Genomic DNA, 25,775 nt, shown 5'->3' with positions numbered 1-25,775 from the left:
AGAAAAATGCCCTGCCGAGATCCGGCAGGGCATTTTTCTGTGTGTTTTACGGTATCTGGCGAGGGGTCAAATGCCTGATGATTTTGGGGGGACGAGGCTATCGAGAGGCCAGCGCGGTACGGCGCGCATCGGGCCGGTGTCCTGTTCGCCAGCATTCAGGCGTTGAGCGCCGACATAAGCAATCATGGCGCCGTTATCGGTGCAGAAGCAGCCACGTGGATAGTAAGCGCGCGCATTGCGCTTGGTGAGCTCAAGGCTCAAGCGTTCACGCAGCCGAGTGTTGGCACTGACGCCACCGGCCACGACCAGACGCTTGAGGCCGGTTTTATCCAGTGCACGGCGGCATTTGATCACTAACGTATCGACGACGGCTTCCTCGAAGGCGCGCGCGATATCGGCACGATGCTGCTCATCCATTTCGCCGCTGGCCTTGGCCTTCTTGAGCGTAACCATGGTATGCGTCTTGAGACCAGAGAAGCTGAAGTCGAGGCCCGGTCGGTCGGTCATTGGGCGTGGGAAGCGATAGCGCTTCGGGTCACCTTCCTCGGCCAGTTTGGCGATCTGCGGGCCACCAGGGTAGGGCAGCTCCAGCATCTTGGCGGCCTTGTCGAAGGCTTCGCCGGCAGCGTCATCAACGGACTCGCCCAGCAACTCGTATTCGCCCAATCCGCGCACGGCGACCAGCTGCGTGTGTCCGCCAGACACCAGCAATGCGACGAAGGGGAATTCCGGTGCATCATCTTCCAGCATGGGTGCCAACAGATGGCCTTCCATGTGATGTACACCGAGTACAGGCACGCGCCATGCGCGTGCGAGGCCATGCGCGGTAGAGGCGCCGACCATCAGCGCACCGACCAGTCCCGGGCCTGCCGTATAGGTGATGGCATCGATGTCGCTGGCCGTCACGTTGGCGTCATCCATGACCTGCTGGATCAATGGCAGCAGCTTGCGAGTGTGATCGCGGGAGGCCAGTTCCGGTACCACGCCACCGAACTCGGCATGCATGGCAATCTGGCTGTAGAGGGCGTCCGCAAGCAGGCCCTCATCGGTGTCATAAAGGGCGACGCCGGTCTCGTCGCAGGAAGTCTCGATGCCGAGCACGCGCATGGCTGACTCTCAGAAAATATCAGAATAAGAGGACGACACATTCTGGGGCATGCAGTAATGCAAATGCCTGCACGTCAGTTGCGTCGTGGATGATCGCCATTCTACTGACTGCAGGGCCGAGTGTCGCGTGAGGCAGTCTTGGTCTAGTGCTCGTGGCAGTAGAAAAGAGCATCCCGGGAAACGGCCATGTGCGGTCTGTGAAGACAGGATTGCTCAGGCTGAGTTTGCAAAGACAGTGCCAGATGTCTAGAATATGGCACTCTGCAAGACTGGGTCGTACATCCGACCACCCCGCAAAAGCTCCCTAATTCATGAAATCTGCCCGTAATGGCTACCCTCACCGGTGGTGTTGCAGGTGAATGATTGATGCCGGATTAGCCTGCAGGTGGCGGTTTACCGTTGCTTGAAGGTAGCTCCTGGGGAGTGGCTGCAGCGGATGTGCGTTCAAACCGAACTCATGATCTCAAGGTAGGTGAGTGTTTAATGCCTTCAGTTAAAGTACGTGACAACGAGCCGTTCGACGTCGCCCTGCGCCGTTTCAAGCGCTCCTGCGAAAAAGCCGGTGTTCTATCCGAAGTGCGTCGTCGTGAGCACTACGAGAAGCCGACAGCTGTTCGCAAGCGTCAGCAGGCGGCCGCTGTAAAGCGCCACGCCAAGAAGGTTCAGCGTGAGCGCAAGCGTTTCGAGCGTCTCTACTGATCCGTACTTTTGGGGAGTGATAGTTGCTCTCTGGAAGGACACCAAGCGGCTGCCTCACGGTGGCCGCTTGTTTTTGTCTCTAGCGGTCCGTTTATTCTCGAGCCGTGTGCTTGCGCTTCTGCACACGTCGTTTTCTCGAGGAATGGCCTGACCCGAAGGTAGCGTCGATTGTGTTATGTCGACCAGGTGCTATCTTGCGGTCAGTCCGTTTTTCCACGACTTCTGGCGAACCATGGCTGGTCTCATCCCGCAAGGCTTCATCGATGATCTGCTAGCCCGTACCGATGTGGTCGAGGTGGTGGGTGAGCGCGTCCAGCTGAAAAAGGCCGGCAAAAGCTATGTTGGCCTGTGCCCTTTCCATCAGGAAAATTCACCGTCGTTCAATGTCATCCCTGACAAGCAGTTCTATCATTGCTTTGGATGTGGCGCGAGCGGCAGTGCACTCAAGTTTCTGATGGAGTTTGACCGTCTGCCTTTCCCTGATGCTGTCGAGCAGCTGGCTTCACGGTTGGCGTTGGAAGTGCCGCGTGAAGGAGGGAGTCAAAGCCCTCATGAACGCCGTGAGCGTCAGCGCCGCGAGCAGGCTCGAGAAGAAGGCGTCAACCTGCTTGAATCGGCAGCCGACTTCTATCGCCAGCGCCTTACTGAGCCGCTGGCGCAGCCCGCTCGTGATTATCTTGAAGGCCGCGGGCTGTCGCGTGAGGTCATGCGTGATTTCGGCATCGGCTTTGCCCCGGAAGGATGGGAGCACCTCAAGCATCACCTGACCAAGTTAGGGGTCAGCGAGGATGTACAGATCGAATATGGCCTGCTGATCCATCATGAGGAAAGCGGGCGGCGCTACGATCGCTTCCGTGATCGCGTGATGTTCCCGATTCGGGATTGGAAGGGGCGGACCATCGCTTTTGGCGGTCGTGTGATGGGCGATGCCAAGCCCAAGTACCTGAACTCGCCCGAGACACCGGTGTTTCATAAGGGGCGCGAGCTCTACGGCCTCTATGAAGCGCGTGAGGCGAATCGCAAGCTTGAGCGCATGCTGATCGTCGAAGGCTATATGGACGTGGTAGCGCTGGCGCAGTATGGCATTCGCAATGCCTGCGCGACGCTAGGCACTGCCACCAGCGAAGACCACTTGAAGCGCCTCTATCGTTTGGTGGATGAGGTGGTGTTCTGCTTCGATGGTGACAAGGCCGGGCGCCAAGCAGCACGGCGTGCGCTGGAGACGGTGCTGGACGTCATGATCGATGGTCGGCAGGCGCGTTTCCTGTTTCTGCCTGATGGCGAAGATCCAGATTCATTGGTGCGCCAGGAGGGGCAGGAGGCGTTCGAGAAACGCGTGACCTGTGCCTCGGGGCTATCCGAGTTCCTCTTCGAGCAGGCGGCAGAAGGTCGCGACCTGAAGCGCATGGAGCAGCTGGAACGCTTTGTTACCCAGGCATTGGAATGGATTTCCCGCGTACCAGAAGGCGTGTTGCGTTCGTTGCTGCTCAAGGAGCTTGAGCGCCGTAGTGGTCTTGAGCGTGAGCGTCTGGATGCCATGCTCGTGGAGCGCGCCGCCGTACGGGAAGCTCAGCAGGCACGTCTGCAGCAGCATCAACAGTTACGGCAGTCAGCCAGCGTCGCTTCGACAGGCAACCCACTGGAAGGTGGCACGCTAGCCGAGGCAGTAGAAGACTGGTCGTCGCTGGATGAAATGGCGGATGCCGGTTTCGGTGATGGCGAATCTGGCGGTTGGCAGCCTGATGACTGGCATCAAGACCCGAGTAGTGAGCCGCAAGGTGGGACTCCACAGGACGGGATTGCACAATTCGGAGCGGCGCAAGGCCAGCAGGCACGACGCACTGCGTCTAAAGCAACCAGCAAGCGTACCTCAGTCAGTATGCTGACACGCTTGTTGCATATGTTGGTGCATGAACCGCTGTTGGCCGCTGAGCTTCCAGAGTCTGATGATTGGATTGAAGGGGCGGGTGAATCGCTCGACAGTGAAGATGCTCAACTGCTGGGCGAGGTGATTCGCTTGCTCAAGGCAGGACAGTATCGTTCGCCTCAAGTGCTGTTGGCGCACTTTCTTGGTACGGCGCAGGGACCGCGTCTGGAGCAATTGGCAGCGCATGAGTTGCTGATTCCACGCGAAGTACGCAGTGCGGAGCTCAAAGGTCTGGTGGAGCACTGCCAGCATCAGCGAGCACGCAGCACGCCGGAAGCGGAGTATCAGGCACTGTTGACCAAGGAAAAGTGTGGCGAGAAGTTAACTGCAGAAGAGAAGCAGCGGCTGATGGCACTGCTGATGCAGTTGGCAACGCGGCGCTAATGTGTAGTGGCTCGAGGATTTAGCGGATGAAAAAGCGTTAACTGACCTTGAAAGACGCCACTACACACACTATTTAAAGAGGTAGTTCCCGATGCGGACTGCCGCAACGTAACCAATTACGCTAACACACCTGGATGACCCGGCAAATACGCCGCTGGCAGCATCTCCTGATGGCACGCTATACTGGTGCGCTTGATGCTCCCTTCGTTCCTATACCGGCGCCATGCTTACTCGCTGAGCCGCGTCGCGTCCAGGTGCTTCATTCTTCTTCGTCGAGATAGGGGTTCTATGGCTGGTAATGCGCAGCAGCAGTCGCGTCTCAAGGAGTTGATCGCGCGCGGCAAGGAACAGGGTTACCTGACCTATGCCGAGGTCAACGATCACCTACCTGAGGATATCGCTGATCCCGAACAGGTAGAAGATATCATCAGCATGATCAATGATATGGGGATCAAGGTTTCTGAAGTAGCGCCTGATGCCGATACCTTGATGATGTCTGACTCCTCCACCGACGAGTCTGCCGCCGAAGAGGCCGTTGCCGCTCTCGCTGCGGTAGAAAGCGACGTGGGCCGCACCACCGATCCTGTGCGCATGTACATGCGCGAAATGGGTACCGTGGAGCTTCTGACCCGTGAAGGCGAGATTAAAATTGCCAAACGGATCGAAGAGGGCACGCGTGAGGTGATGTCGGCACTGGCATTCTTGCCAGGAGCCGTCGACTCTATCCTGGAAGCCTACGACGGTACACTCGGAGAAGATGGCGGGCGTCTGTCTGACCTTTTCTCCGGCTTCATCGATCCTGATGAAGGCGTGCCTGGTGTTGCTGAAGTTGAAGTCGAAGAAGTCGAAGAGACTCCTGAAGGCGAAGAAACCGAAGGCGACGAAGAAGACGAAGATGATACTGCGTCTGAAGGTGGCCCTGATCCGGAGCTTGCGCGCGTCCGCTTTGAGCAGATTCGTGAGCAGAACGAACGGACCAAGGCAGCTCTCGAGACATACGGTCTTCGTTCTCCCGAGGCGTTGGCCGAGCAGGATCGTCTGGCCGAGTTGTTCTCGCCAATCAAGCTGGTGCCTAAGCACTTTGAGCGCTTGGTAGGTCAGATTCGCGTCTCTGTCGAGCAGGTGCGTCAGCAGGAAAAAGTCATCCTGCAGATCTTCGTCAAGCGCGGCAAGGTGCCCCGCAAGAGCTTCATCAAAGCCTTCCCGGGTAACGAGTCTGATATGGGCTGGTTCGATGGCTTCATCGGCGGAAGCAAGAAGTATTCCGACAAGCTTGAGCCGTTCCGTGCCGATGTGCTTCGCGCTCAGCGCAAGATCGCCTTCGAGCAGGACATGGTCCAGCTGCCGGTCAGTAGTCTCAAGGAAGTGAACCGTCGTCTGTCGATTGGTGAGGCCAAGGCACGCCGTGCCAAGAAAGAAATGGTCGAAGCCAACCTGCGCCTGGTTATCTCCATTGCCAAGAAGTACACCAATCGTGGCCTGCAGTTCCTGGATTTGATTCAGGAAGGCAACATTGGTTTGATGAAGGCAGTCGACAAGTTCGAGTATCGTCGCGGTTACAAGTTCTCCACCTATGCAACTTGGTGGATTCGTCAGGCGATCACTCGCTCCATCGCGGATCAGGCGCGCACCATTCGTATTCCGGTGCACATGATTGAGACAATCAACAAGCTCAATCGTGTTTCGCGTCAGATGCTGCAGGAGATGGGGCGCGAGCCGACGCCAGAAGAGCTCGGCGAGCGTCTTGAAATGCCGGAAGACAAGGTGCGTCGTGTGCTCAAGATTGCCAAGGAGCCGATCTCCATGGAGACGCCCATTGGTGATGATGACGATTCGCACCTGGGTGACTTTATCGAGGACGGCACCATGGTGTCTCCGATCGACTCTGCCACCGGCGAAGGCTTGATCGAAGCGACTCGTGGCATTCTGTCTGGCCTGACCGCACGTGAAGCCAAGGTGCTGCGCATGCGTTTCGGTATTGACATGAATACCGACCATACGCTCGAGGAAGTCGGCAAGCAGTTCGATGTCACCCGTGAGCGTATCCGTCAGATCGAGGCGAAAGCGCTGCGCAAGCTGCGTCATCCCTCGCGCTCCGAGTCACTGCGTTCCTTCATGGAAGAGTGATTACATGAAGCGGTTATTCTGCGTCGTGTGAACGCCAGTGTGCTATAGACAACGCCCGCCCTCCTGATGGAGAGGCGGGCGTTGTCGTATTTGGCCAGGCTAACTGCTGAGGAGAGAAGTCGACGTGACTGGCATTCAGCGGGGGTAAGAATTAGCCATGCTTATTACGCGCCATGGCGGAGTGAATGACGTGCAGGAGTGGCCGCTACGCTGAAGATGACTCTGCCCTTGATACAGTGACGAGACACCGGCCCCATCTGTTCGCTGCTCAATCCGTCAGGATGCTCGCCGCGAAGCCATAAGCGTCCATTTTCATCGATGCGATGCAGGCGTTTGACCAACTGCCCCAGTTGCGGGTGCTCCACGACGACGGTGGAGCCTAGCGGCAGTCGCCAATGATTGAGCCAGCGCATGCTGATGACCAGACTGTGCTGAGGGAGGTGAGGGGCGAGACTGTGACCGTGCAAGCGGTAGCTTTTGAACCAGCGCATGAGAGGCTCCTGAGAATGAGGGCATGACACGGTCGGCGTCTTGTTTCGTCTATCGGCGATCAGTGGTGATAGTTGAATTGTATCCACTTCTTAGTAAAATATAATCATTCTCATTTGAAGTCCAGCCAAATCATGATATTTCAAGCGCATAGAGGTGCGAGTCTCGGTGTCAGTCATGGTGATAGCCACAAAAAAACCGCTGCCCTAAGGGCAGCGGTTTTTTTGTGGAGTATCTGGGAGGTGTGATCAGACATTGTGTCTAGCTAGATCCTAGCGCAGCGCTCCTAGTTCACGCAGTTTGGCGCGACGTTGGCGGCCCATGCGGATCGCCAACAGAATGATTTCGATGGCTGCGACTGCCATCAAGGTGTAGCCAAACAGCTCGGTGACTTCCTCAGCAGCATTCTTTACCGAGCGAAGGTAGGCGCTTCCCATCAGGGTTTCCCAGAACTCCGTGCGGCCATAGAGACGCGAGAACACATAGGTCGCCAGAAATCCGGCGCCGAACAGGCCGAAGGCAAAGCTGCGACCGAAATGTTCGAATTCCGCCACGAAGCGTGCTCTATTGCGCCAGACGCTGATCAGCACCGGTATCGCGACAAGGCTCACCAGAATCTGCCAGCTGCCGTCACCGATTCTTTCATCGAGCAGGGCATCTTGTTCGCGAATCAGCGATGCAGCAAACAGACCGAACAGCAGCAGGCTGACGGTACGCAGGTCAGGCAGGCGTGAATGGACTGCCCACATGGCAGCAGCGCTCAGGGCGAGCAGCGTGCTTTGCATATGCTCGGTCCAGCTGGATTCACCGAAGCCGACATCACCGAAGTGATGTGCATCATGCATGACCAGCGCCATCATCGCCGCGACAAGCGGCGCATAGATCGCGAGGCGCAAGCAGGCCTGGATGAAAAGAGAGGTCGGCTGGCGGCCATAGAGTGGCTGCTCGGCACTGATGGGTAGCGGAACAGAGTTATGGCTGTTGGGGTGCGATGTCAGGCGAGACAAGAGGCGCTCCGGACAGTCGGAAGACTGCCTGTCAGGTAATAGTATGGTTTGCCTGCTTATTATAACGCCGCCAATGAGCTGAGTTAATATTATCTTAAGAAAACTGTGAGGTGCCATCAGAGCACCGCTGCCCGCATTGCTAATGTCGGACAGTATCAGCAGGTGTCTTCAGCATTTCCTTGGTTATCAGGACTGTCGCAATCGATCGCGTTCGGCTTCTTCGACAATCCAGTCATGCACCGCCTGAATTCGCCCGTCATCCAGCGTGCCATGAGGATGCACGATGACGTAGCGCTTGCCGGTCAAGACTCGTTCAGCAAAGGGAGCGATCAGCGTGCCACTCGTCAACTCGCTCGTGATGAGAGTGCGGCGTGCCATGGCGACACCCATTCCTGCAATGGCGGCTTCCATCGACAGATGGTTGCGATTGAAGGTATAGCCACGCTGCACGTTGACTCCCGGCGCACCGATGCTGGCCAGATAGAACTCCCATTCGGCGTGATCATGGCTGCCACGCCAGGCAGTCACATCATGCAGGAGTGGATACCAGGCGAGGTCCGCTGCGTTGCGCAATGGCGGGCGACCACGCATCAGGCCGGGGTGGCAGACAGGGAAGATTTCCTCTTCCATCAGCTCTGTGACTTGCATGCCGGGGTAATGGCCATCATTCAGGTCGACTGCTAGCTCGAAATCCCCCTCCCGTAATGGTGAATCACTGTCCTCGGCACGTACGTGCAGCTCAATGTCGGGAAAGCGTGCCTGCAGGCGTGGCAAGCGCGGCGCCAGCCACTTGGACAAGAAGGACGGTACTGAGCGTAGACGAAGCACGCCGCTCATCAGACCACTACGCAATCGCTTCACCTCAAGGCCCACTGCGCCATAGGATTGCTCAACGACACGTGCCAGACGCGCCCCTTCTCCCGTCAGCTCCAGTCCGCGTGAACGACGCAGGAAGAGTTTGAAACCGAGGCGTTCTTCGAGCTGTTTTATCTGCTGGCTGACGGCGCCAGTGGTGACGTGAAGTTCTTCTGCGGCCCGCGTGAAAGAGGCATGGCGAGCAGCACAGGCGAATACCTGCAACCAGGAATGCGTCTGGCCATTCAGATGGCGAGGATTGGATGTCGTGGGGCCAGAAGGAGTGCCAGGAGGGGTGAGCATGAGAGAGTCTCAATCTGTCTGAAAATACTAAAGTCGAGTGTGACTGAAGGTAGATGACGCTAAGCGCATAGTCTACGCCGCTTTTATCGCAGATGGTTTAGTCAAACTAAACCCATGGCCAATTTTTATGGTTTGTCGCTTTAGGCTCATCTCCATCATCATTACCTCATCCACTCGCAGGCGCTGAGACGCGGCGAGCTTTCGAGACGAGGTGTTGTCATGTCCATCAGCGTATTTGATCTCTTCAAGGTCGGTGTCGGTCCCTCCAGTTCGCATACTGTCGGACCGATGCGTGCGGCGGCGGAATTTGTCGAGACGCTGAGGGCGCGTGATCTACTCCCACGTGTCGCTCGCATCGAGGTGCAGTTGCATGGCTCGCTGTCCGCGACCGGTGTTGGCCACAATACCGACAAGGCGATCATTCTTGGCCTGATGGGCGAGCTGCCGGAGACGATTGATCCAGCCATCATCGATCCTTGCGTTGAGGAGTTACTGGAATCTCAGACCCTGATGCTCGACAACCGCATCGCGGTGCCCTTCGTCTGGGTGCGTGACATGCAGTGGAACGATGCGCCGCTCCCCTATCATCCGAACGCCATGCGATTGATCGCTCATGGCCATCGCGATGAGCTGTATCGCAATGTCTACTACTCGGTTGGCGGTGGCTTTGTCGTTGATGAAGTGGCGGCCGCACGTGACCCGCTGCTGGAAGATGAAAGCATTCGTCTGCCGTATGAATTCAATACGGCCAATGAGCTGCTGGCACTGTGTCGTATGCACAAGATGCGTATCAGTGAGCTGATGATGGCCAACGAATGTTCGCTGCGTAGTGAAACGCAGATACGCCGTGGCTTGTGGCGTATCTGGGAAGTGATGAACGAGTGCATCGACAATGGCCTGACCCATGATGGAATCTTGCCCGGCGGTCTCAACGTCAAGCGACGCGCCAAGCGTCTGCATGCGCGATTGCTTGATGTTGAGACTAGTAAGTCGATCATTTCCTCGACGTTCTCGGCAATGGACTGGGTCAACCTGTTTGCGCTTGCGGTCAATGAAGAGAATGCCGCGGGTGGTCGTATGGTCACAGCCCCGACCAATGGTGCCGCTGGCATCATCCCGGCGGTGCTCAGTTATTATATGAAATTCCAGGAAGATGCCCGCGAAGAGGATGTGGTCGACTTCCTGCTTGCGGCGGCGTCCGTTGGCATCCTGTGCAAGAAGAACGCCTCCATCTCCGGCGCTGAGGTTGGCTGTCAGGGCGAGGTTGGTTCGGCTTGCGCCATGGCGGCGGCTGGGCTGGCCGAGCTGATGGGCGCTACGCCCGAGCAGGTCGAGAATGCCGCTGAAATCGGTCTTGAGCATAACCTCGGCCTGACGTGTGACCCCATCGGCGGACTGGTGCAGATTCCGTGTATCGAGCGTAATGCCATCGCCTCAGTCAAGGCGATCAATGCCGCGCAAATGTCGATGTGTGGTGACGGTGATCACTTCGTCTCGCTGGACAAGGCCATTCGCACCATGCGGGACACGGGGCGCGACATGCAGGACAAATACAAGGAGACCTCCAAGGGAGGCCTCGCCGTCAATGCCATCGAGTGTTGAGGGCATTCGGTAAGCGCTAGACGCTTTTATTTCGATTTCATCCCCCGGAGGCTTGCCACCCTCGGGGGCTAACGTATGGCCTCTGGCCAGAGGTCATATGCTCGGCAACCCTCTTTGACGCCTTTCAGTTCGGATCTCCGTGACTGAACAGGCGTCTTTTTTTGCCTGTCGAATACTCATCGAGGCAATCCGAAAGAGTGGTCTTGGCCTTTGAACTGGACTGTGGTCCCCGGGTGATAAAGAAATAACTGATATATCGGCTATTGGTCGAGTAATTCCTGTCTGTGCTGGCAGCTAGGGATCAGCTGTTCTAGTTTACGTTAACGTAAATTGCGTTAAGCGCAACGCCTACCGTAATCCAATAGGTGGTCAAGCAGGTGCTGCGCTGCGTTTTTTTGCCTTTGTCGCCACAGACACTACCGGCTTGCCGGTCAGGGACGGAGTACTGACATGCCATCACCGCTCATCCAGGGGCCGCGCGCCAGCGGAGGCGCGTCCACTACGGCCCCGATTTTAGAGACGCGTGGTCTTAGCAAGGATTTTCGCGGCTTCACAGCCGTCGATGACGTCAATCTGCAGATTCAGGAGGGGCATATTCACGCCCTTATTGGCCCGAATGGTGCCGGAAAAACGACGGTCTTCAACCTGCTGACCCGCTTCTTGCCTGCCACCCGCGGTGAGATTCTCTATCGTGGAAAATCGATTACCCGTATGCGCTCGCATGAAATTGCCCGCTTGGGGCTGGTGCGCTCGTTCCAGATCTCGGCCGTCTTCGGTCAGATGACAGTGCTTGAAAATGTACTGGTCGCACTACAGCGACCGCTGGGAACGTCGTTTCATTTCTGGAAGCCGAAAAGTAGCCTCGACAGCTTGAACGAGCGCGCACTGCAGCTGTTGGGGCAGGTCGGGCTGCGAGAGGATGCGCACCGCGTGACAGCCGGTTTGCCTTATGGCCGCAAGCGCGCGCTGGAACTGGCAACCACCTTGGCACTGGAACCGACAGTGATGTTGCTCGATGAGCCGACTCAGGGAATGGGAGCGGAAGACGTTGATCGTGTCGTGGAGCTGATTCGCGTTGCTGCCCAAGGACGTACCGTGTTGATGGTGGAGCACAATCTGAGCGTGGTCAGCCGCTTGTGTGATCGCATCAGTGTGCTGGCCCGCGGACGCGTGTTGGCGGAAGGCGACTATGCCAGCGTATCGGCCAATGCTGAGGTGCGCGAGGCCTATCTAGGCAGCGAAGTATCCGAGTCTGCCACTGCCCAGCACGAGGAGGTCTGATGGCCACTGCTCTCGAAAAGACCACGACAACAGACAGGGCCGCCGTGTCGCCAGCGAGTGAGGAGCAGCTCTGTCTACGAGACTTGAATGCCTGGTATGGCGAGTCGCACGTACTGCATGGCGTCAACATGACCGTGCGGCGCGGCGAACTGGTCACATTGCTCGGGCGCAATGGTGCCGGCCGTAGCAGCACGCTGCGCGCGATCATGAACATGGTTGGGCGGCGCAGTGGCGAGATTCTGATCAAGGGTCAGGACAGCATGGGATTGGCGCCGCATCGTATTGCCCATCTTGGGGTCGGCTTCTGTCCCGAAGAGCGTGGGATTTTTTCAAGCCTGACCGTCGAGGAGAATCTGCTGTTGCCCCCGATGGTAAAGGGGAAGGGGAGGCAGAAAGAAGACGGGGCAAGGAGTGGAGATGAGACGTGCGGGATGTCTCTTGATGAGATCTACGCACTGTTTCCCAATCTGCACGAACGCCGCAACAGCCAAGGCACGCGATTATCCGGTGGCGAGCAGCAGATGCTGGCACTAGCGCGCATTCTGCGCACCGGGGCTGATCTATTGTTGCTCGATGAAATCACTGAAGGGTTGGCGCCGGTCATCAATCAAAAGTTGGGCGAGGTGCTGATGATGCTCAAGGCGCGCGGCATGACCATCGTGCTGGTGGAGCAGAATTTCCGTTTTGCCGCACCACTAGCCGACCGGCACTACTTGATGGAGCACGGCAGCATTCAAGAGGAAATCACCGCGGCTGAACTGCCAGCGCGCCACGCTTATCTGCATCGGGTGCTGGGTGTCTGATCACCTGATGCTCATAGATGCTGTCGTTATCTGAACCCGCACGTCTCACAACAACAATCACAATATTACCGGGTCAACCGGTCTGGAGATGTCATGCACGCTACTGCTAACGCTTCACGTAAGGTTTCTTGCAAACCCTCACGGCTGTCACGGCACATCAGCTCCGCCTTGCGCGTACGTCGCCGCGCATTACCACTGAGTGCTGCACTGCTGGGGACGCTGCTATCGGCAGGTGTCGCGCAGGCAGATATCAGTGACGATACCGTCAAGATTGGCTATCTGGCTGACATGTCGGGCACCTACCGAGACCTGGCCGGCCCCGGCGGGCTGGATGCGCTGAAGATGGCGGTCGAGGACTTCGGCGGTAGCGTCAATGGCAAGCCCATCGAAGTGTTGAGCGCTGATGACCGCAACAGTGCCGATGTTGGAGCCAATACCGTACGTGGTTGGATCGATCAGCAGAACATCGACATGGTGGGCGGTCTGGTAGCGTCCTCGGTGAGCATTGCGGTGACACGAATTCTGGCCGAGCAGGACACGCTGGGTATCGTCTCGGGATCAGCAGCCTCAAGCATTACTAACGAGCACTGCACGCCCAATCACATCCATTGGGTCTACGACACCTATCCGCTGGCCAACGGCACTGCCAAGGCGATCGTCGATGAAGGGGGCGATAGCTGGTTCTTGCTGACGGCTGATTATGCCTTTGGCCATGCGCTGGAAGGTGATGTGGAAAAGGTCGTGACCGAGAATGGCGGCACTATCGTCGGCAAGATACGCCATCCATTCCCGACCAGCGATTTCTCCTCTTATATCCTGCAGGCGCAAGGCTCTGGCGCCAAGATCGTCGGGCTGGCCAATGCCGGCTCTGACACCGTCAATGCTCTGACGACTGCCAGTCAATTCGGTCTGGTGCAGTCAGGGCAATCATTGGCAGGCCTGCTGATATTCCTCAACGACGTTCATGCACTGGGGCTCAATGTGGCGCAGGGGTTGCAGCTTACGACTGGCTGGTACTGGGATCTCAACGAGGAAACACGCGCCTGGTCGCAGCGTTATTACGAACGTAATGAGCGCATGCCCACCATGGTGCAAGCCGGCATCTACTCCAGCACGCTGCATTACCTGAATGCCGTTGCTGCCACCGATAGTGATGACACCGCGACGGTACGCGCGAAGATGGGCGAGACGCCGGTCAACGACATGTTTGCCAAGAATGGCATCATCCGCGCCGATGGCCGCATGGTGCACGACATGTATCTGGTCAAAGTGAAGTCGCCGTCCGAGTCGACAGGTGAGTGGGATGTCTATGACGTGATTCGCACCATTCCTGGTCAAGAGGCTTACCGACCGCTGGCTGATAGTCAGTGTGCGCTGGTCAAGGGCCAAGGCTGATCAGGGGAGCTGATGGCCAGTGGGCCTCTCGTCGTCTTTCACGCGAGAGGCTCATATTGGCTGCGCTGACACTGGCAAGGCCTGCTGAAAAGGAATGTGCGTATGACCATGATTTTTGGAATACCCCTGATGGTGTTGTTCGGCCAGTTGATGCTGGGGCTGATCAACGGCGCCTTTTATGCACTGCTGAGTCTAGGGCTGGCGGTGATCTTTGGCCTACTGCGCATTATCAACTTCGCCCACGGGGCTCAATACATGCTGGGTGCCTTCGCGGCACTGTTGGGCGCGCAATATCTTGGCCTCAACTACTGGGCGGCATTAATCCTCGTGCCGCTAGTTGTTGGCGCGCTAGGTATCGTAGTGGAGCGCCTGCTACTGAGGCGTATCCAGCATCTTGATCACCTCTATGGTTTGCTGCTGACCTTTGGGCTGGCACTGATCTTTGAGGGCACGTTGGTCAATCTATTCGGCGTCTCGGGTTCGAGTTATCCGATCCCCGAGGCGCTGAGCGGTGGCTTCAAGCTCGGCTTCATGTTCCTGCCGACCTACCGTGCCTGGGTGCTGGTTGCAGCCTTGGTGGTGTGCTTCGCCGTGTGGTTCTTGATTGAGCGTACTCGACTCGGTGCCTATCTGCGTGCCGGCACCGAAAATCCAGAACTAGTACAGGCATTCGGCATCAACGTGCCACTGATGGTGTCGTTGACCTATGGACTCGGTGTGGCACTGGCGGCTTTTGCTGGTGTACTGGCCGCACCCCTGTATCCAGTGTCACCGACCATGGGTTCGAGCCTGTTGATCGTGGTGTTCGCGGTGGTTGTCATCGGCGGCATGGGCTCGATTCTGGGCGCCATCCTCACAGGGTTGTCAATGGGAGTGATCGAGGGGCTGACCAAGGTATTTTATCCCGAGGCCGCCAACACCGTGATCTTCGTGGTGATGGTGATGGTGCTGATGCTTCGCCCCGCGGGGCTGTTCGGAAAGGAGACCTGACATGGCGGTACTTGAACAAGAGCAAGAACGAGGTGCTGCGTCTGCCGGCAAGGCATCTCGCCGCATCACACCGCTCGGCGCGCTGTATCTCGGGTTGTTCGTGCTTGGCTTGCTGGCACCGTGGGTGGCCTACCCGGTCTTCCTGATGAAGATTCTGTGCTTTGCGCTATTTGCCAGTGCCTTCAACCTGCTGCTCGGCTTCGTCGGGCTACTGTCTTTCGGGCATGCCGCCTTTCTGGCGACTGGCGCCTATATCACCGGCTTTCTACTTGCGGAATATCCGGGCCTGAGTCCCGTGCTGGGTATCATGGCAGGTACGTTGGGCGCGGTGGTATTAGGCACGCTGTTTGGTGCGCTGGCTATTCGTCGGCAGGGTATCTATTTCGCGATGGTGACATTGGCTCTGGCGCAGATGATGTTCTTCTTCTTCGTTCAGGCACCCTTTACTCATGGTGAAGATGGCCTGCACGGTGTGCCACGAGGCGAACTGTTCGGGCTGTTTGACCTCAAGAACAACCACACTCTCTACTACTTTGTGTTCGCGATCTTCGTGGCGGCCTTCGTACTGATTCGGCGCGTGGTGCATTCACCGTTCGGGCAGGTACTCAAGGCTATCCGCGAGAATGAACCGCGTGCTATCTCGTTGGGCTATCACACCGATGCCTACAAGTTGGTGGCCTTCGTGCTTTCGGCGGGGCTGGCGGGGCTGGCGGGGCTGGCGGGCGCGACCAAGACGCTAGTCTTCCAGCTTGCATCCTTGGGGGACGCCAGTTGGCACATGTCAGGCGAAGTGATTCTTATGACGCTGCTCGGGGGTGTCGGCACCTTGCTGGGGCCATTGGTGGGCTCGGGGTTGGTGATCGGTCTGCAGCACCAGCTAGCTCAGTCAGCGCTGGGCGACTGGGTGAGTGTGATTCTGGGCGCCATCTTCGTGATCTGTGTGCTGAGCTTCCGCAGCGGCATCGTCGGTGAGTGCCAACGCTGGCTTGAAAAGCGCAAGGAGCGTGATGAAGTGTGAAGGGGAAGCAGAGAGCAGATAAAGAGACGGCTGCGATCTGCTGGCGAGTGACTCAAGATTCGCGCATAAAAAAAGCCCACTCCATGAAGGGGTGGGCTTAAATGCCATTGTATATCGAGGGGGATACGCCGGTCCCTAATCCTCGACTCAGCAATGAGCACGCCATGCGAGATAGCCGCCATTAGCCACCTCGATCAATATATTGCACGCCCAGTGCCATGATATATATTTTTCAATAAAATCAGGGTGTTGAAAGAATTGATGCTCTGTGCCAATCACCAGCACTGCCATAGCTCCTGCTGTCTGGTGCCGTATCAGGAAGCGTCATGGTGCGCTGCAGCACGTTCTTGCACCATTATCGTGCTGTTTGTTCGACATATCAGGCCGTCCGCGCTGATGCTGGATGATCAAAACCGACCTGGATGTCCTCTCCCTCAATGCGTACCGGCCATACCTTGAGTCGCAGGGCTGCATCTTCCATGCATTGCCCATCCTTCAATCGATAGCGCTGCTTATAGAGCGGTGAGATCACCAGCGGTTCACCAGCCTGATCGCCCAGCAAGCCGCGCGCCATCACATTGGCTCCTGACACGGGATCATGATGATCAATGGCGAAAACCTGCATCGCGTCGCTACCAGTGGCTGGCAGGGTGAAAAGTGCTATCTGATAAGACCGATTCTGCTGTGCTTCTGTCGTCTCATGCCAAGCGGCGACGCCTGAACCTTCGACGAGATCTTTGCGCTGGCACAGAGTGACCCAGTGCGAGCTATCCACAGAAGTGTCATTCGTTGCGGTGAGTGTAGAAGTCGTCATTAGCGTATCTCCGTGACCAGCTGGCTAGTGGTTTTGGTAGAAGACGCCTCGGCGGTAGGGGCATCGCTGGCAATCAGTGCGGTGGGTGCCGGACGAATCTGCTCACGCTCGACGATATTGACCACGCCGGGGTCCGGGCGCTGATCATTCACGTAGCTGCGGAAACGCTTGAGCTTTTCAGGATGCTTGAGCGCATTGGCCCATTCACACTCGTAGCGCTCCACCAGCAGCTGCATCTGGGTCTCAAGCACGTCGCCAAGCCCGAGGCTGTCGTCGATGATGACGTCTTTCAAATAGTCGAGGCCGCCTTCGAGACCCTCACGCCATACCGACGTACGCTGCAGGCGGTCGGCCGTGCGGATATAGAACATCAGGAAGCGATCGATGGTGCGGATCAGTGTCTCGTCATCCAGATCCGTCGCGAACAGCTCCGCGTGACGCGGGCGCATGCCGCCATTGCCGCATACGTAGAGATTCCAGCCATTCTCGGTCGCAATGACACCGACGTCCTTGCTCTGGGCTTCGGCACATTCACGTGTACAGCCAGAGACGGCGAACTTGAGCTTGTGTGGTGAACGCAGGCCCTTGTAGCGATCTTCAAGTCGCAATGCCATCGCCATGCTGTCCTGCACGCCATAACGGCACCAGGTAGTGCCGATGCAGGATTTCACCGTACGCGTGGACTTGCCGTAGGCATGACCGGTCTCGAAGCCGGCGGCGATCAGCTCGCCCCAGATGTCCGGCAATTCATGCAGTTGGGCACCGAACAGATCGATGCGCTGGCCGCCCGTAATCTTGGTATAGAGGTTGTAGCGCTTGGCGACATCGCCGATGGCGATCAACTTGTCTGGCGTGATCTCACCACCGGGAATGCGTGGCACCACTGAATAGGTACCATTCTTCTGCATGTTGGCCATGAAGGTGTCGTTGGTGTCTTGCAGCGGGATATGCGATGCCTCGGTGATCGGCGCATTCCAGCACGAAGCCAGAATTGAGCCCACTGCTGGCTTGCAGATCTCGCACCCCAATGCATCAGCATGGCGGCCATGCCTGGCCATCAGTTCGGTGAAAGTTTCGATGTTCTCGACGCGTACCAGTGAGTAAAGTTCTTGGCGCGTGTGGGCAAAGTGCTCGCACAGTGAGTGATCGACCTCGACGCCACGACTTTCGAGCTCCGCGTCCACGACCTTCTTGAGCAAAGCCGTGCAGCCACCACAACCAGTACTGGCTTTGGTGCAGGCCTTGATGGCGCCCAAGTCGCTGTGGCCATCATCAATGGCACGGCAGACATCGCCCTTGGAGACGTTATGACACGAGCACAGCGTGGCCGTGTCTGGTAGGGCATCGGCGCCGAGCGTGATTGCCTCACCGCTACTGTCGGGGAGGATCAGCGCCGCTGGATCCTTGGGTGCCGCAATAGCATTGCTGACATATTGCAGCAGTGTGTCGTAGCGGGAGTTATCGCCCACCAAGACCGCGCCGAGTACCTTCTTGCGGTCCTTCGAGACGACGAGTCGACGGTAGACACCTTCGGCTTCATCGCAGTAGCGATAGCTGATCGCGCCTTCCGTCTGGCCATGTGCATCGCCGATGGAGCCGACATCTACACCAAGCAATTTGAGCTTGGTCGACATGTCGGCACCCTGGAAGCAGAAGCTGTCTCCCGCCTTTTCAGATTTGCCATGGGTACTGGCCGCCAGCAAGGAGGCCACGCCCCGTGCCATCTGATAGCCGGGTGCCACCAGACCAAAGATGCGCGATTGCCAGAGTGCGCACTCGCCAATGGCGAAGATTTCAGGGTCGGAGGTGCGGCACTCGTCATCGATGATGATGCCGCCGCGCTCGCCTATTTCGAGGCTTGCGGTACGCGCGAGAGTATCCTGTGGACGAATACCGGCAGAGAACACGATCAGATCGGCCTCCAGGTGTTCGCCATCGGCGAAATTCATGCGCCACTTGTAGTCATCACCGGGCACGATACTGGTAGTGGCACGGTTGAGATGTACCCCGACACCCAGTGCAGTGATGTGTTGCTTCAGCGTCTGGCCACCGTCTTCATCCAGCTGAACCGGCATCAGCCGTGGAGCGAACTCGACCACATGCGCTTCCAGCCCGAGAGATTTAAGCGCATTGGCCGCCTCAAGCCCTAGCAGGCCACCACCGACCACGACACCCCGTGTCTTCCCTTTGGCTGCAGCGCGAATCTGGTCGAGATCTTCCAGTGTGCGATAGACCAGTCGATTGCTGGCAGCCTCGGCGCTGCCCACTGCGCCAAGCCCTTCGATGGGCGGTACAAAAGGCGTCGAACCCGTGGCCATTACCAGGCTGTCATAGGGGTGGCGCCCGCGCGAGGTGACGATTTCACCGTTATCGCGGTCGATCGAGATGACGACTTCATCAAGGTGTAGCGTGATACCGCCTGCGATGTAGTCTTCGGCACTCCCCAGTGCCAGCGATTCGGCATCTCGTCCCGTGAAGTATTCCGAGAGATGGACACGGTCGTAGGCGATGTGACGCTCTTCGCCGAAGACATGAATCTGATAGTGAGCGGTGGCGCCCTGTTCGATCAGCTGCTCGACGCAGTGATGACCGACCATGCCGTTACCAATGATGATCAGGTTTTTCATGCGGCTTCCTCAAGAGAGTCAGGTGGAGTGTGTGCGGTATCGCGTAGGGCAGTGTTGGGATCGTCGGACGGTGGAGGTGCTGTAGCCTCAAGGCGTTCGAGTGCTTCTTCGGGTGAGAACAGTAGGTCTTCGCGAATCTCTGCCAGTGGCGTCCCCGACTTGAGTGCCTCGAATAACGCATTGCCAGCACTGACGTCGCCGTAGAGCACGGCACCGATCAGACGGTTGTCGCGCAGCAGCAGGCGGCGATAGTCGTTGAGGGTGAAGTCTTGATAGACCAGCACTTCATCGCCACTGGCTGGGACAAGTTCGCCACAGCTATAGAGGTCGATACCGCTGACCTTGAGGCGGGTCGCGAGTGGGGCATTGCGATAGGGTGCTGTCGGTAATTCGAGAAGTTGGCGGGCCAGTACCTCTATTTGCGCCCAGATGGGTTCGATCAGCCCGAAGGTTTCGCCGTCCACTTCGCAACACTCACCCAGTGCGTGAATATGGGGATCGCTGGTGCGCAGGTGGTCATCGACACAGATCGCGCGCTGGCATCTCAGGCCAGTGGCCTGCGCCAGCGACATCTCGGGGCGAATGCCAGTGGCGGCGACGGTCAGATCGGCCTTCAGCTCGCGGCCATCGGTGAGGCGTACGCCAGTGATGCGACCATCCGATGCCTGGAGCCACTGATCTAGATGGGCATTGGTGATGATGTGAAGTCCACGGCTTTCAAGCGCCTGTGCGAGTAGCCCGGCGGCCGTATCATCCAGTTGGCGATTCATCAGTCGTTCGCTGCGCTGGAGTAGCGTGACGTCGAGGCCGCGCTTGCGGAGTCCCTCGGCCGCTTCGAGGCCCAGCAGTCCGCCGCCGATCACGAGCGCGTGGCCGCCCTTGCTGCACGCGACGCGCATCTGCTCGACATCCTTCAGCTCTCGAAAGCCCATCAGGCCCTCAGGCCATGCCTGACGGGAGGCCGGAAGAGAGAGAGGTAACGCAGGGCGCGATCCGGTCGCGATGATCAGGCGCTGATAGGCCAGACGCCGACCGCTGAGCATGATCAGCTGGCGGGTATCGCGCTTGATCTTCACGACCGGATCACCACTGAGTCGCGTGATGCCATGACGCTTGAACCAATCATCGGTCTGACTGGTCAGGCTGCTGACGTTGACTTCACCGGCTAGCAGGGGCGAGAGCTGAATGCGGTTGTATGGCAAACATGGCTCTTCGCCTATCACCAGTACCGGCCACGCGAGCCTGCGGTTCGACACGAGGGTGACCAGCTGCTCCAGAAGCTTCTGGGCCGCCATGCCGTGGCCGATGATCACGAGCTCCGCGGAGAGGGGCTCGGGCGAGAGTGTGGCAATGGCCGCTGAGTCGCCGAGGGAAGATGGCTGCTGCATGCTGCCTCCTTGCGATGATGCGTCTTGCGCATAAAAAAAGGCGCCTGCACGGCGCCGTGATGAACACGACGTCGAGCAGGCGCCTTTGCCTGAAAATGATGGCTAAGCATTGGATATGCGAGGTGCAGTCCCGAGGGGCTAGGCGCTGCATCAGGTATGGCGAATCGACAGCCTCTCGAGCGCAGGTGTGCACCGTAGGGCATTCGATCCGGAGTCGTCATTGACTCAACCTGGCGATAACAGAGCGAATTTGATGCCGTCATGATAAAAGTTGCGATTTATCATGAGGTTGTATCGTTATTGATTCGATGGCCTCTGCGTCAGGGCATGTCATCAGGCCGAGGCCGTGGGTTACTGGTGCAGGGGATGCCTGTGGCGCGCTTTACTGGTGCGCTCTGCCGGTAGCGAAGGGCGCCTGAGCTACTTTTTACGGGACTGAATACATATAAGGCATTGTTATTGTGAGCTAATATGGTTGGGTGGCCTGTTATCTGCGTCTGTACAGTATTCGCATACTGAGTTTGCTGGTGGGTCAACAAGGGATAGGGACTTGCTTGATCTGGCCAACGGCGGTCATGTCAGCCAATATTCCGTATGCAGTAATGATTCAGCTCAATCTTTTCGTGAGCGACAGGCAAAGGCGCCTGATGACCGCACATTTTACGTGCTCGGTCATCAGGCGCCTTTTTTGTGGCGCAATGCCAGGGGAGTGATGTTGATGCAGGCCAGCAATCGTCCAGTAGCGCAGGAAATGCGTGCGACTACTGAGGGCGCGACACCGTCAGTGAAAGCCACGCATTGCACCGCCACGACATGCCCTTATTGTGGTGTGGGCTGTGGAGTCACGCTTGAGTGGGAGGATAGTGAGAGCGGGCCGCGTATCGTGTCACTGGCTGGCGATACTCGACATCCTGCCAATTATGGTCGGCTGTGTGTCAAGGGGTCGGCTCTTGCCGAGACACTGTCACCACAGGGGCGGCTGACGCATCCACAGGTTCGCGATGCGGCAGGCGTTCTGCGTGAGGTGAGTTGGGATACTGCGCTGGACTTGATCGCGACACGCTTTAGTGCGCTCCGCGAGACGCATGGCGCGGAGTGCATCGCGGCCTATCTCTCGGGGCAGTTGCTGACAGAGGACTACTATCTGGCCAACAAGCTGTTCAAGGGCTTTGTAGGTACGCCACATCTGGATACCAATTCACGTCTGTGTATGGCCTCCGCAGTGGTTGCACATAAGCGCGCCTTCGGGGCTGATGCCGTGCCGTGCAGCTACGAAGATCTCGAGAGTGCTGAGCTGGTGGTATTGGTTGGCAGCAATCTGGCCTGGAATCACCCGGTGCTGTTTCAGCGCCTCAAGCAGGCCCGAATCGACAATCCTCTACTGCGCATCGTGGTGATCGATCCGCGTGTGACTGATAGCTGTGAAATCGCCGACCTTTATCTTGGGGTTCGCCCCGGCAGTGATGCGCGGCTGTTCAACGGCTTGCTGGCGTATATGGCGGAGCGCGGACGGATGGATCGCCTCTATCTTGAGGCACATACCCAAGGCTTCGATGCGGCACTCAAGGCAGCCAAGGTGGACGACTGTTCGCTGGCAGCCATCGCGCGCGACTGCGATGTGGACGTCGAGCGTCTCGAGACCTTCTATTACTGGTTCACGACTCAGCTGCATGTGGTGACGCTTTTCTCCCAAGGAATCAATCAGTCGACCAGTGGTACCGACAAGGGCAACGCGATCATCAATTGCCATCTGGCGGGCGGCAAGCTTGGGCTGCCGGGAGCGGGCCCATTCTCGATTACGGGTCAGCCCAATGCCATGGGCGGGCGCGAGGTTGGAGGGCTGGCCAATCAGCTGGCAGCCCATATGGATTACGACACTCCCGGTGCGCGGACGCTGGTCAGCGAATTCTGGCAGGCACCGAATCTTCCCGAAGGGCCGGGCCATAAAGCGGTGGAGATGTTCGCGGCATTGGGGCGCGGTGAGATTCAGGCACTGTGGGTGATGGCGACCAACCCTGCTGTCAGCCTGCCAGACTCAGAGGCGGTACGTTCGGCATTGGCACGTTGTCCGCTGGTGATCGTCTCCGACTGTGTGAGCGATAGCGACACTCTGGCGTATGCCGATGTGATACTGCCGGCGAGTAGCTGGAGTGAGAAGGATGGCACCGTCACCAACTCCGAACGGCGCATCTCGAGACAGCGCGGTTTGCTTGTGCCACCAGGTGAAGCGCGTCACGACTGGTGGCAGCTGGCGGAAGTTGGCAAGCGTATGGGCTATGAGCAGGCCTTCAGCTATGCAGGACCGCACGCCATCTTTCGTGAGCATGCTCGGCTTTCCGGCTACCGGAATGCCACGCCGCGTGCAAAGGCAGGCAAGCGCATGAGTGATGAGCTTCCCTGTGTGAAGCGGCTATTCAATATCTCGCCGCTGGCGGAGTTAGGCTGTCAAGGCTATGACGACCTGATCCCGATCCAGTGGCCTGTATACCGTAATGCGCAGGGTGATCTCGTCGGTACGCGACGCTTATTTGAAGATGCCACTTTCAATACACCTAACGGCCGCGCACGTCTGGTGCCGGTGACGCCTCAACAACCTCATCAACAGCTGAGTGATGCAGCGCCATTGCGACTCAATACCGGTCGGATACGCGATCAGTGGCACACCATGACGCGTACAGCACGCAGTGCACGACTGATGAATCATCGTGCTGAACCCTATATCGAGTTGCACGCACGTGATGCTCAGGCGCGAAAGCTGGAAGACGGTATGTTGGCGCGCCTGCTCAGTCGTGATGCGCGGGGTGCCATACGCGGTGACTATCGAGCACGGGTGCATATTTCCAGTGGGCAGCGCGCAGGCGAGGTCTTTATTCCAATGCATTGGAATGACCACTTCGCGAGCCATGGTCGTGCCGGCGCGCTGCTGGCAGGGTTGACGGATCCGTTCTCTGGTCAGCCAGAGTCCAAACATGGCGCAGTGGAAGTGATTGCGTTGGAAAGTGAGTGGCAGGCGACATTACTGTTGGCACCCGAGCTACTGGGTAGTCGCAGTGCCTTTGCGGCGGCGATTGAAGCATTGGACGGTTGCTACTGGGCGCGCATTCCGCAGGACACTCTGGTGCGCTACCAACTGGCAGGAGGTGGCCAGCCCGATTGGCAGCGCTGGTGCGATGAGCAGCTAGGCATATCCGCTGATCTATGGGGAGAAGACACAACACACAAGGAGTTGCGTGCGGCAGGTCTCGTGGAAGGGCGGCTGAAATGGTGGCTGAGAGTCGCGCTGTCATCCTCACGCGAATTCCGTCAGCCCAACGTTGCCTGGCTGGGGGAGTGCTTCGCCACCGATCAGCTCGCACCACGTGAGCGACGCAGTCTATTGGCGGGTCGCCCTTCGGGTCAGGCTGATGCGGGAGCGATGATTTGCGCCTGTCATCAGGTAGGGGAAGCCACTATTCGCAATGCCATCCAAGCTGGCGATACCACGGTTGAATCACTCGGTGCACGCCTGGCGTGTGGCACCCGTTGTGGCTCGTGCCTCCCTGAACTCAAACGTATTGTTGAAGAGGAGCGTTCTCATGAGCGTACTGATACGTCGCTGGAAATGGCGTGAAGCCATGTCACCGATCATTGTGTCATCGGTCACACTGTCGTTGCTCACCACGTTACGTGAGGCGTTGACGGTACGTCTTGGGTTCGCGGCACAGGTGGGGGCGCGAGGCCTGCGTAGTGATACCAATGCGATCTCGCCGGCATGGGAGGGCTTTCTGCCGGGGCAGGTCGCATTGGTAGGGGCTGGGCCGGGTGATCCTGATCTTATGACGATGAAAGCCTGGCGAATGCTGAACGCTGCTGATGCTGTTGTTTACGATCGCCTGGTCGGTGATGAAATTCTCGCGCAGCTGCCGGCACATTGTGAGCGCTATTACGTCGGTAAGGCGTGTGGCAATCACAGTGTGGCTCAATCCGAAATAGGTGCTCTGATGGTACGCCTGGCGGGGGAGGGCATGCGTGTCGTCCGACTCAAGGGAGGAGACCCCGGTGTCTTTGGGCGGATGGGAGAAGAGCTGTCGGCTCTCGATGCTGCTGGGGTAACACGGCATGTCGTGCCGGGAATCACGGCGGCCTCCGGTGCGGCCGCCGCGTTGGGTATGCCCTTGACGGATCGCGCTCATGCCCAGCGACTACGCTTCGTGACCGCGCAGCTATGCCACCAGGATGAGCAGCCAGAGTGGGCGCAGCTGGCACGTTGCGATGAAACACTCGTCTTCTATATGGGGCTCAATCGACTCGACATGATCTGCGAGGAACTAAAGCGACATGGTCTACCGGCAGACTGGCCGATGATGCTGATTGCCAATGCCAGCCTCTCCGCGCAACAGACGCTACATGGCACTCTGGATAACATGGTAGAACGGCTGGCTGGGCACCCACTGCCGACGCCGTGTCTGATTGTGGTGGGTAGTGTCTGTGAGATGGCCGTCGGCCGAACGGTAGCATCCACTCTCTATAAGAGTGGATCGGTACAGGCTCTAGAGAAAGCAGCGACGCTAAAGGAGGCCTCGATGCACGTCTAGCAATAGCCATGTTGAGAGGTATGGTGGCCATGTGCGGTTTTTGCGACATTTCTTCCCAAAAGGCCTTGCGCTGAACCGGTCCGGTGCGTAAAGTACGCATCCGCTGCCGGGGACGCATGGCGTTACCAGCGGTGAAAGAGGTGTGCAGGTGATTGTTTCGATTGATGTTTTTCAAGTCTCTTCGAAATGCATCGCTTGACAATCCCGGCAGATTCGCTAGAATACGCCGCACATCTTACGGAACACGTGAACGGGCATCGCCCCTCACTGCTTGATGGTGCTTAGAGGCAGTCGACTGACTCATCACCAAGTGCTTGACTTCTCAAGCGTTCCCGGTAGAATATGCCTCCTCGCTTAACAGCGACGCTCTTTAAAAATTTGATCA

General features: G+C 57.9%; 18 protein-coding genes. 11 read left to right on the top strand and 7 right to left on the bottom strand.

Translation table 11 applies throughout. From position 1 onward, the window contains the following. Positions 1-66: 66 nt before the first annotated feature. Positions 67-1,107: a tRNA (adenosine(37)-N6)-threonylcarbamoyltransferase complex transferase subunit TsaD gene (gene tsaD, locus CFN46_RS12095; protein ID WP_024951434.1), complete on the bottom strand. Its 1,041-nt coding sequence runs from the start codon at positions 1,105-1,107 to the stop codon at positions 67-69. A gap of 483 nt (positions 1,108-1,590) precedes the next feature. Between tsaD and rpsU the strand changes: the two genes are divergently transcribed. The 3 genes from rpsU to rpoD all read left to right on the top strand — a co-directional run bounded on the left by rpsU (position 1,591) and on the right by rpoD (position 6,244). Next, positions 1,591-1,806 (top strand): 30S ribosomal protein S21, encoded by a 216-nt coding sequence (rpsU, locus tag CFN46_RS12090; protein ID WP_024951433.1) that lies wholly within the window; start codon positions 1,591-1,593, stop codon positions 1,804-1,806. Between the two features lie 232 nt (positions 1,807-2,038). Next, complete coding sequence (gene dnaG, locus CFN46_RS12085; protein ID WP_024951432.1) at positions 2,039-4,117, top strand: DNA primase; 2,079 nt, start codon at positions 2,039-2,041, stop codon at positions 4,115-4,117. Positions 4,118-4,405: 288 nt separating this feature from the next. Continuing rightward, a complete protein-coding gene (gene rpoD / locus CFN46_RS12080; protein WP_024951431.1) occupies positions 4,406-6,244 on the top strand; it encodes an RNA polymerase sigma factor RpoD in 1,839 nt (612 codons plus the stop codon). A gap of 164 nt (positions 6,245-6,408) precedes the next feature. On the opposite strand, the gene CFN46_RS12075 is transcribed toward rpoD, so the two are convergent. The 3 genes from CFN46_RS12075 to CFN46_RS12065 all read right to left on the bottom strand — a co-directional run bounded on the left by CFN46_RS12075 (position 6,409) and on the right by CFN46_RS12065 (position 8,898). After that, complete coding sequence (locus CFN46_RS12075; protein WP_024951430.1) at positions 6,409-6,735, bottom strand: hypothetical protein; 327 nt, start codon at positions 6,733-6,735, stop codon at positions 6,409-6,411. 270 nt (positions 6,736-7,005) lie between these two features. Then, entirely contained in the window at positions 7,006-7,740 is a 735-nt protein-coding gene (locus CFN46_RS12070) for a hypothetical protein (RefSeq protein ID WP_254918485.1), read from the bottom strand. A gap of 186 nt (positions 7,741-7,926) precedes the next feature. Then, positions 7,927-8,898 (bottom strand): LysR substrate-binding domain-containing protein, encoded by a 972-nt coding sequence (locus CFN46_RS12065; RefSeq protein WP_088743670.1) that lies wholly within the window; start codon positions 8,896-8,898, stop codon positions 7,927-7,929. 219 nt (positions 8,899-9,117) lie between these two features. Here CFN46_RS12065 and CFN46_RS12060 point away from each other — a divergent pair, with 219 nt between their 5' ends. The 6 genes from CFN46_RS12060 (at position 9,118) to CFN46_RS12035 (ending at position 15,987) form a co-directional block, all read left to right on the top strand. Continuing rightward, positions 9,118-10,500, top strand: coding sequence for an L-serine ammonia-lyase (locus CFN46_RS12060; RefSeq protein ID WP_088743669.1), 1,383 nt, complete (start codon positions 9,118-9,120; stop codon positions 10,498-10,500). A 450-nt stretch (positions 10,501-10,950) separates the two neighbouring features. Next, a complete protein-coding gene (locus CFN46_RS12055; RefSeq protein ID WP_088743668.1) occupies positions 10,951-11,781 on the top strand; it encodes an ABC transporter ATP-binding protein in 831 nt (276 codons plus the stop codon). Further along, entirely contained in the window at positions 11,781-12,584 is an 804-nt protein-coding gene (locus tag CFN46_RS12050; RefSeq protein WP_088743667.1) for an ABC transporter ATP-binding protein, read from the top strand. Before CFN46_RS12055 ends, CFN46_RS12050 begins: the two co-directional genes overlap by 1 nt. Positions 12,585-12,677: 93 nt before the next feature. Then, on the top strand, positions 12,678-13,979 hold the full coding sequence (locus CFN46_RS12045; RefSeq protein ID WP_084487983.1) for an ABC transporter substrate-binding protein: 1,302 nt from the start codon (positions 12,678-12,680) through the stop codon (positions 13,977-13,979). 102 nt (positions 13,980-14,081) lie between these two features. Next, positions 14,082-14,969 (top strand): branched-chain amino acid ABC transporter permease, encoded by an 888-nt coding sequence (locus tag CFN46_RS12040; RefSeq protein ID WP_088743666.1) that lies wholly within the window; start codon positions 14,082-14,084, stop codon positions 14,967-14,969. A 1-nt stretch (position 14,970) separates the two neighbouring features. Beyond that, positions 14,971-15,987: a branched-chain amino acid ABC transporter permease gene (locus CFN46_RS12035; RefSeq protein WP_088743665.1), complete on the top strand. Its 1,017-nt coding sequence runs from the start codon at positions 14,971-14,973 to the stop codon at positions 15,985-15,987. Positions 15,988-16,366: 379 nt separating this feature from the next. Here CFN46_RS12035 and nirD read toward each other — a convergent pair whose 3' ends face one another. The 3 genes from nirD to CFN46_RS12020 are packed head-to-tail and all read right to left on the bottom strand — an operon-like array spanning position 16,367 to position 20,816. After that, positions 16,367-16,801 (bottom strand): nitrite reductase small subunit NirD, encoded by a 435-nt coding sequence (gene nirD / locus CFN46_RS12030; protein WP_024951421.1) that lies wholly within the window; start codon positions 16,799-16,801, stop codon positions 16,367-16,369. Beyond that, on the bottom strand, positions 16,801-19,428 hold the full coding sequence (nirB, locus tag CFN46_RS12025; RefSeq protein ID WP_088743664.1) for a nitrite reductase large subunit NirB: 2,628 nt from the start codon (positions 19,426-19,428) through the stop codon (positions 16,801-16,803). Before nirB ends, nirD begins: the two co-directional genes overlap by 1 nt. Continuing rightward, positions 19,425-20,816, bottom strand: coding sequence for an NAD(P)/FAD-dependent oxidoreductase (locus CFN46_RS12020; protein WP_088743663.1), 1,392 nt, complete (start codon positions 20,814-20,816; stop codon positions 19,425-19,427). The genes nirB and CFN46_RS12020 overlap by 4 nt, the downstream gene beginning before the upstream one ends. Positions 20,817-21,567: 751 nt before the next feature. Here CFN46_RS12020 and CFN46_RS12015 point away from each other — a divergent pair. Next, the gene (locus tag CFN46_RS12015) at positions 21,568-24,426 is read left to right on the top strand and encodes a nitrate reductase (RefSeq protein ID WP_088743731.1); all 2,859 of its coding nucleotides are present in this window, start codon (positions 21,568-21,570) and stop codon (positions 24,424-24,426) included. Further along, positions 24,392-25,390, top strand: a complete 999-nt coding sequence (gene cobA / locus CFN46_RS12010; RefSeq protein ID WP_246116603.1) for a uroporphyrinogen-III C-methyltransferase — start codon at positions 24,392-24,394, stop codon at positions 25,388-25,390. The genes CFN46_RS12015 and cobA overlap by 35 nt, the downstream gene beginning before the upstream one ends. Positions 25,391-25,775 lie beyond the last annotated feature (385 nt).

This window comes from Cobetia sp. QF-1, from assembly GCF_002213105.1.
In the GTDB taxonomy this organism is placed as follows: Bacteria; Pseudomonadota; Gammaproteobacteria; order Pseudomonadales; family Halomonadaceae; genus Cobetia; species Cobetia crustatorum.
Note: the sequence above shows the minus strand (reverse complement) of the source record. Positions and strands in the feature narration are given on the sequence as shown.

What these genes read in the sequence shown, in the direction of transcription:
- tsaD (WP_024951434.1), bottom strand. Translation starts at nt 1,107, where the DNA reads ATGCGCGTGCTCGGCATCGAGACTTCCTGCGACGAGACCGGCGTCGCC.
- rpsU (WP_024951433.1), top strand. Translation starts at nt 1,591, where the DNA reads ATGCCTTCAGTTAAAGTACGTGACAACGAGCCGTTCGACGTCGCCCTG.
- dnaG (WP_024951432.1), top strand. Translation starts at nt 2,039, where the DNA reads ATGGCTGGTCTCATCCCGCAAGGCTTCATCGATGATCTGCTAGCCCGT.
- rpoD (WP_024951431.1), top strand. Translation starts at nt 4,406, where the DNA reads ATGGCTGGTAATGCGCAGCAGCAGTCGCGTCTCAAGGAGTTGATCGCG.
- CFN46_RS12075 (WP_024951430.1), bottom strand. Translation starts at nt 6,735, where the DNA reads ATGCGCTGGTTCAAAAGCTACCGCTTGCACGGTCACAGTCTCGCCCCT.
- CFN46_RS12065 (WP_088743670.1), bottom strand. Translation starts at nt 8,898, where the DNA reads ATGCTCACCCCTCCTGGCACTCCTTCTGGCCCCACGACATCCAATCCT.
- CFN46_RS12060 (WP_088743669.1), top strand. Translation starts at nt 9,118, where the DNA reads ATGTCCATCAGCGTATTTGATCTCTTCAAGGTCGGTGTCGGTCCCTCC.
- CFN46_RS12055 (WP_088743668.1), top strand. Translation starts at nt 10,951, where the DNA reads ATGCCATCACCGCTCATCCAGGGGCCGCGCGCCAGCGGAGGCGCGTCC.
- CFN46_RS12050 (WP_088743667.1), top strand. Translation starts at nt 11,781, where the DNA reads ATGGCCACTGCTCTCGAAAAGACCACGACAACAGACAGGGCCGCCGTG.
- CFN46_RS12045 (WP_084487983.1), top strand. Translation starts at nt 12,678, where the DNA reads ATGCACGCTACTGCTAACGCTTCACGTAAGGTTTCTTGCAAACCCTCA.
- CFN46_RS12040 (WP_088743666.1), top strand. Translation starts at nt 14,082, where the DNA reads ATGACCATGATTTTTGGAATACCCCTGATGGTGTTGTTCGGCCAGTTG.
- CFN46_RS12035 (WP_088743665.1), top strand. Translation starts at nt 14,971, where the DNA reads ATGGCGGTACTTGAACAAGAGCAAGAACGAGGTGCTGCGTCTGCCGGC.
- nirD (WP_024951421.1), bottom strand. Translation starts at nt 16,801, where the DNA reads ATGACGACTTCTACACTCACCGCAACGAATGACACTTCTGTGGATAGC.
- nirB (WP_088743664.1), bottom strand. Translation starts at nt 19,428, where the DNA reads ATGAAAAACCTGATCATCATTGGTAACGGCATGGTCGGTCATCACTGC.
- CFN46_RS12020 (WP_088743663.1), bottom strand. Translation starts at nt 20,816, where the DNA reads ATGCAGCAGCCATCTTCCCTCGGCGACTCAGCGGCCATTGCCACACTC.
- CFN46_RS12015 (WP_088743731.1), top strand. Translation starts at nt 21,568, where the DNA reads ATGCGTGCGACTACTGAGGGCGCGACACCGTCAGTGAAAGCCACGCAT.
- cobA (WP_246116603.1), top strand. Translation starts at nt 24,392, where the DNA reads ATGAGCGTACTGATACGTCGCTGGAAATGGCGTGAAGCCATGTCACCG.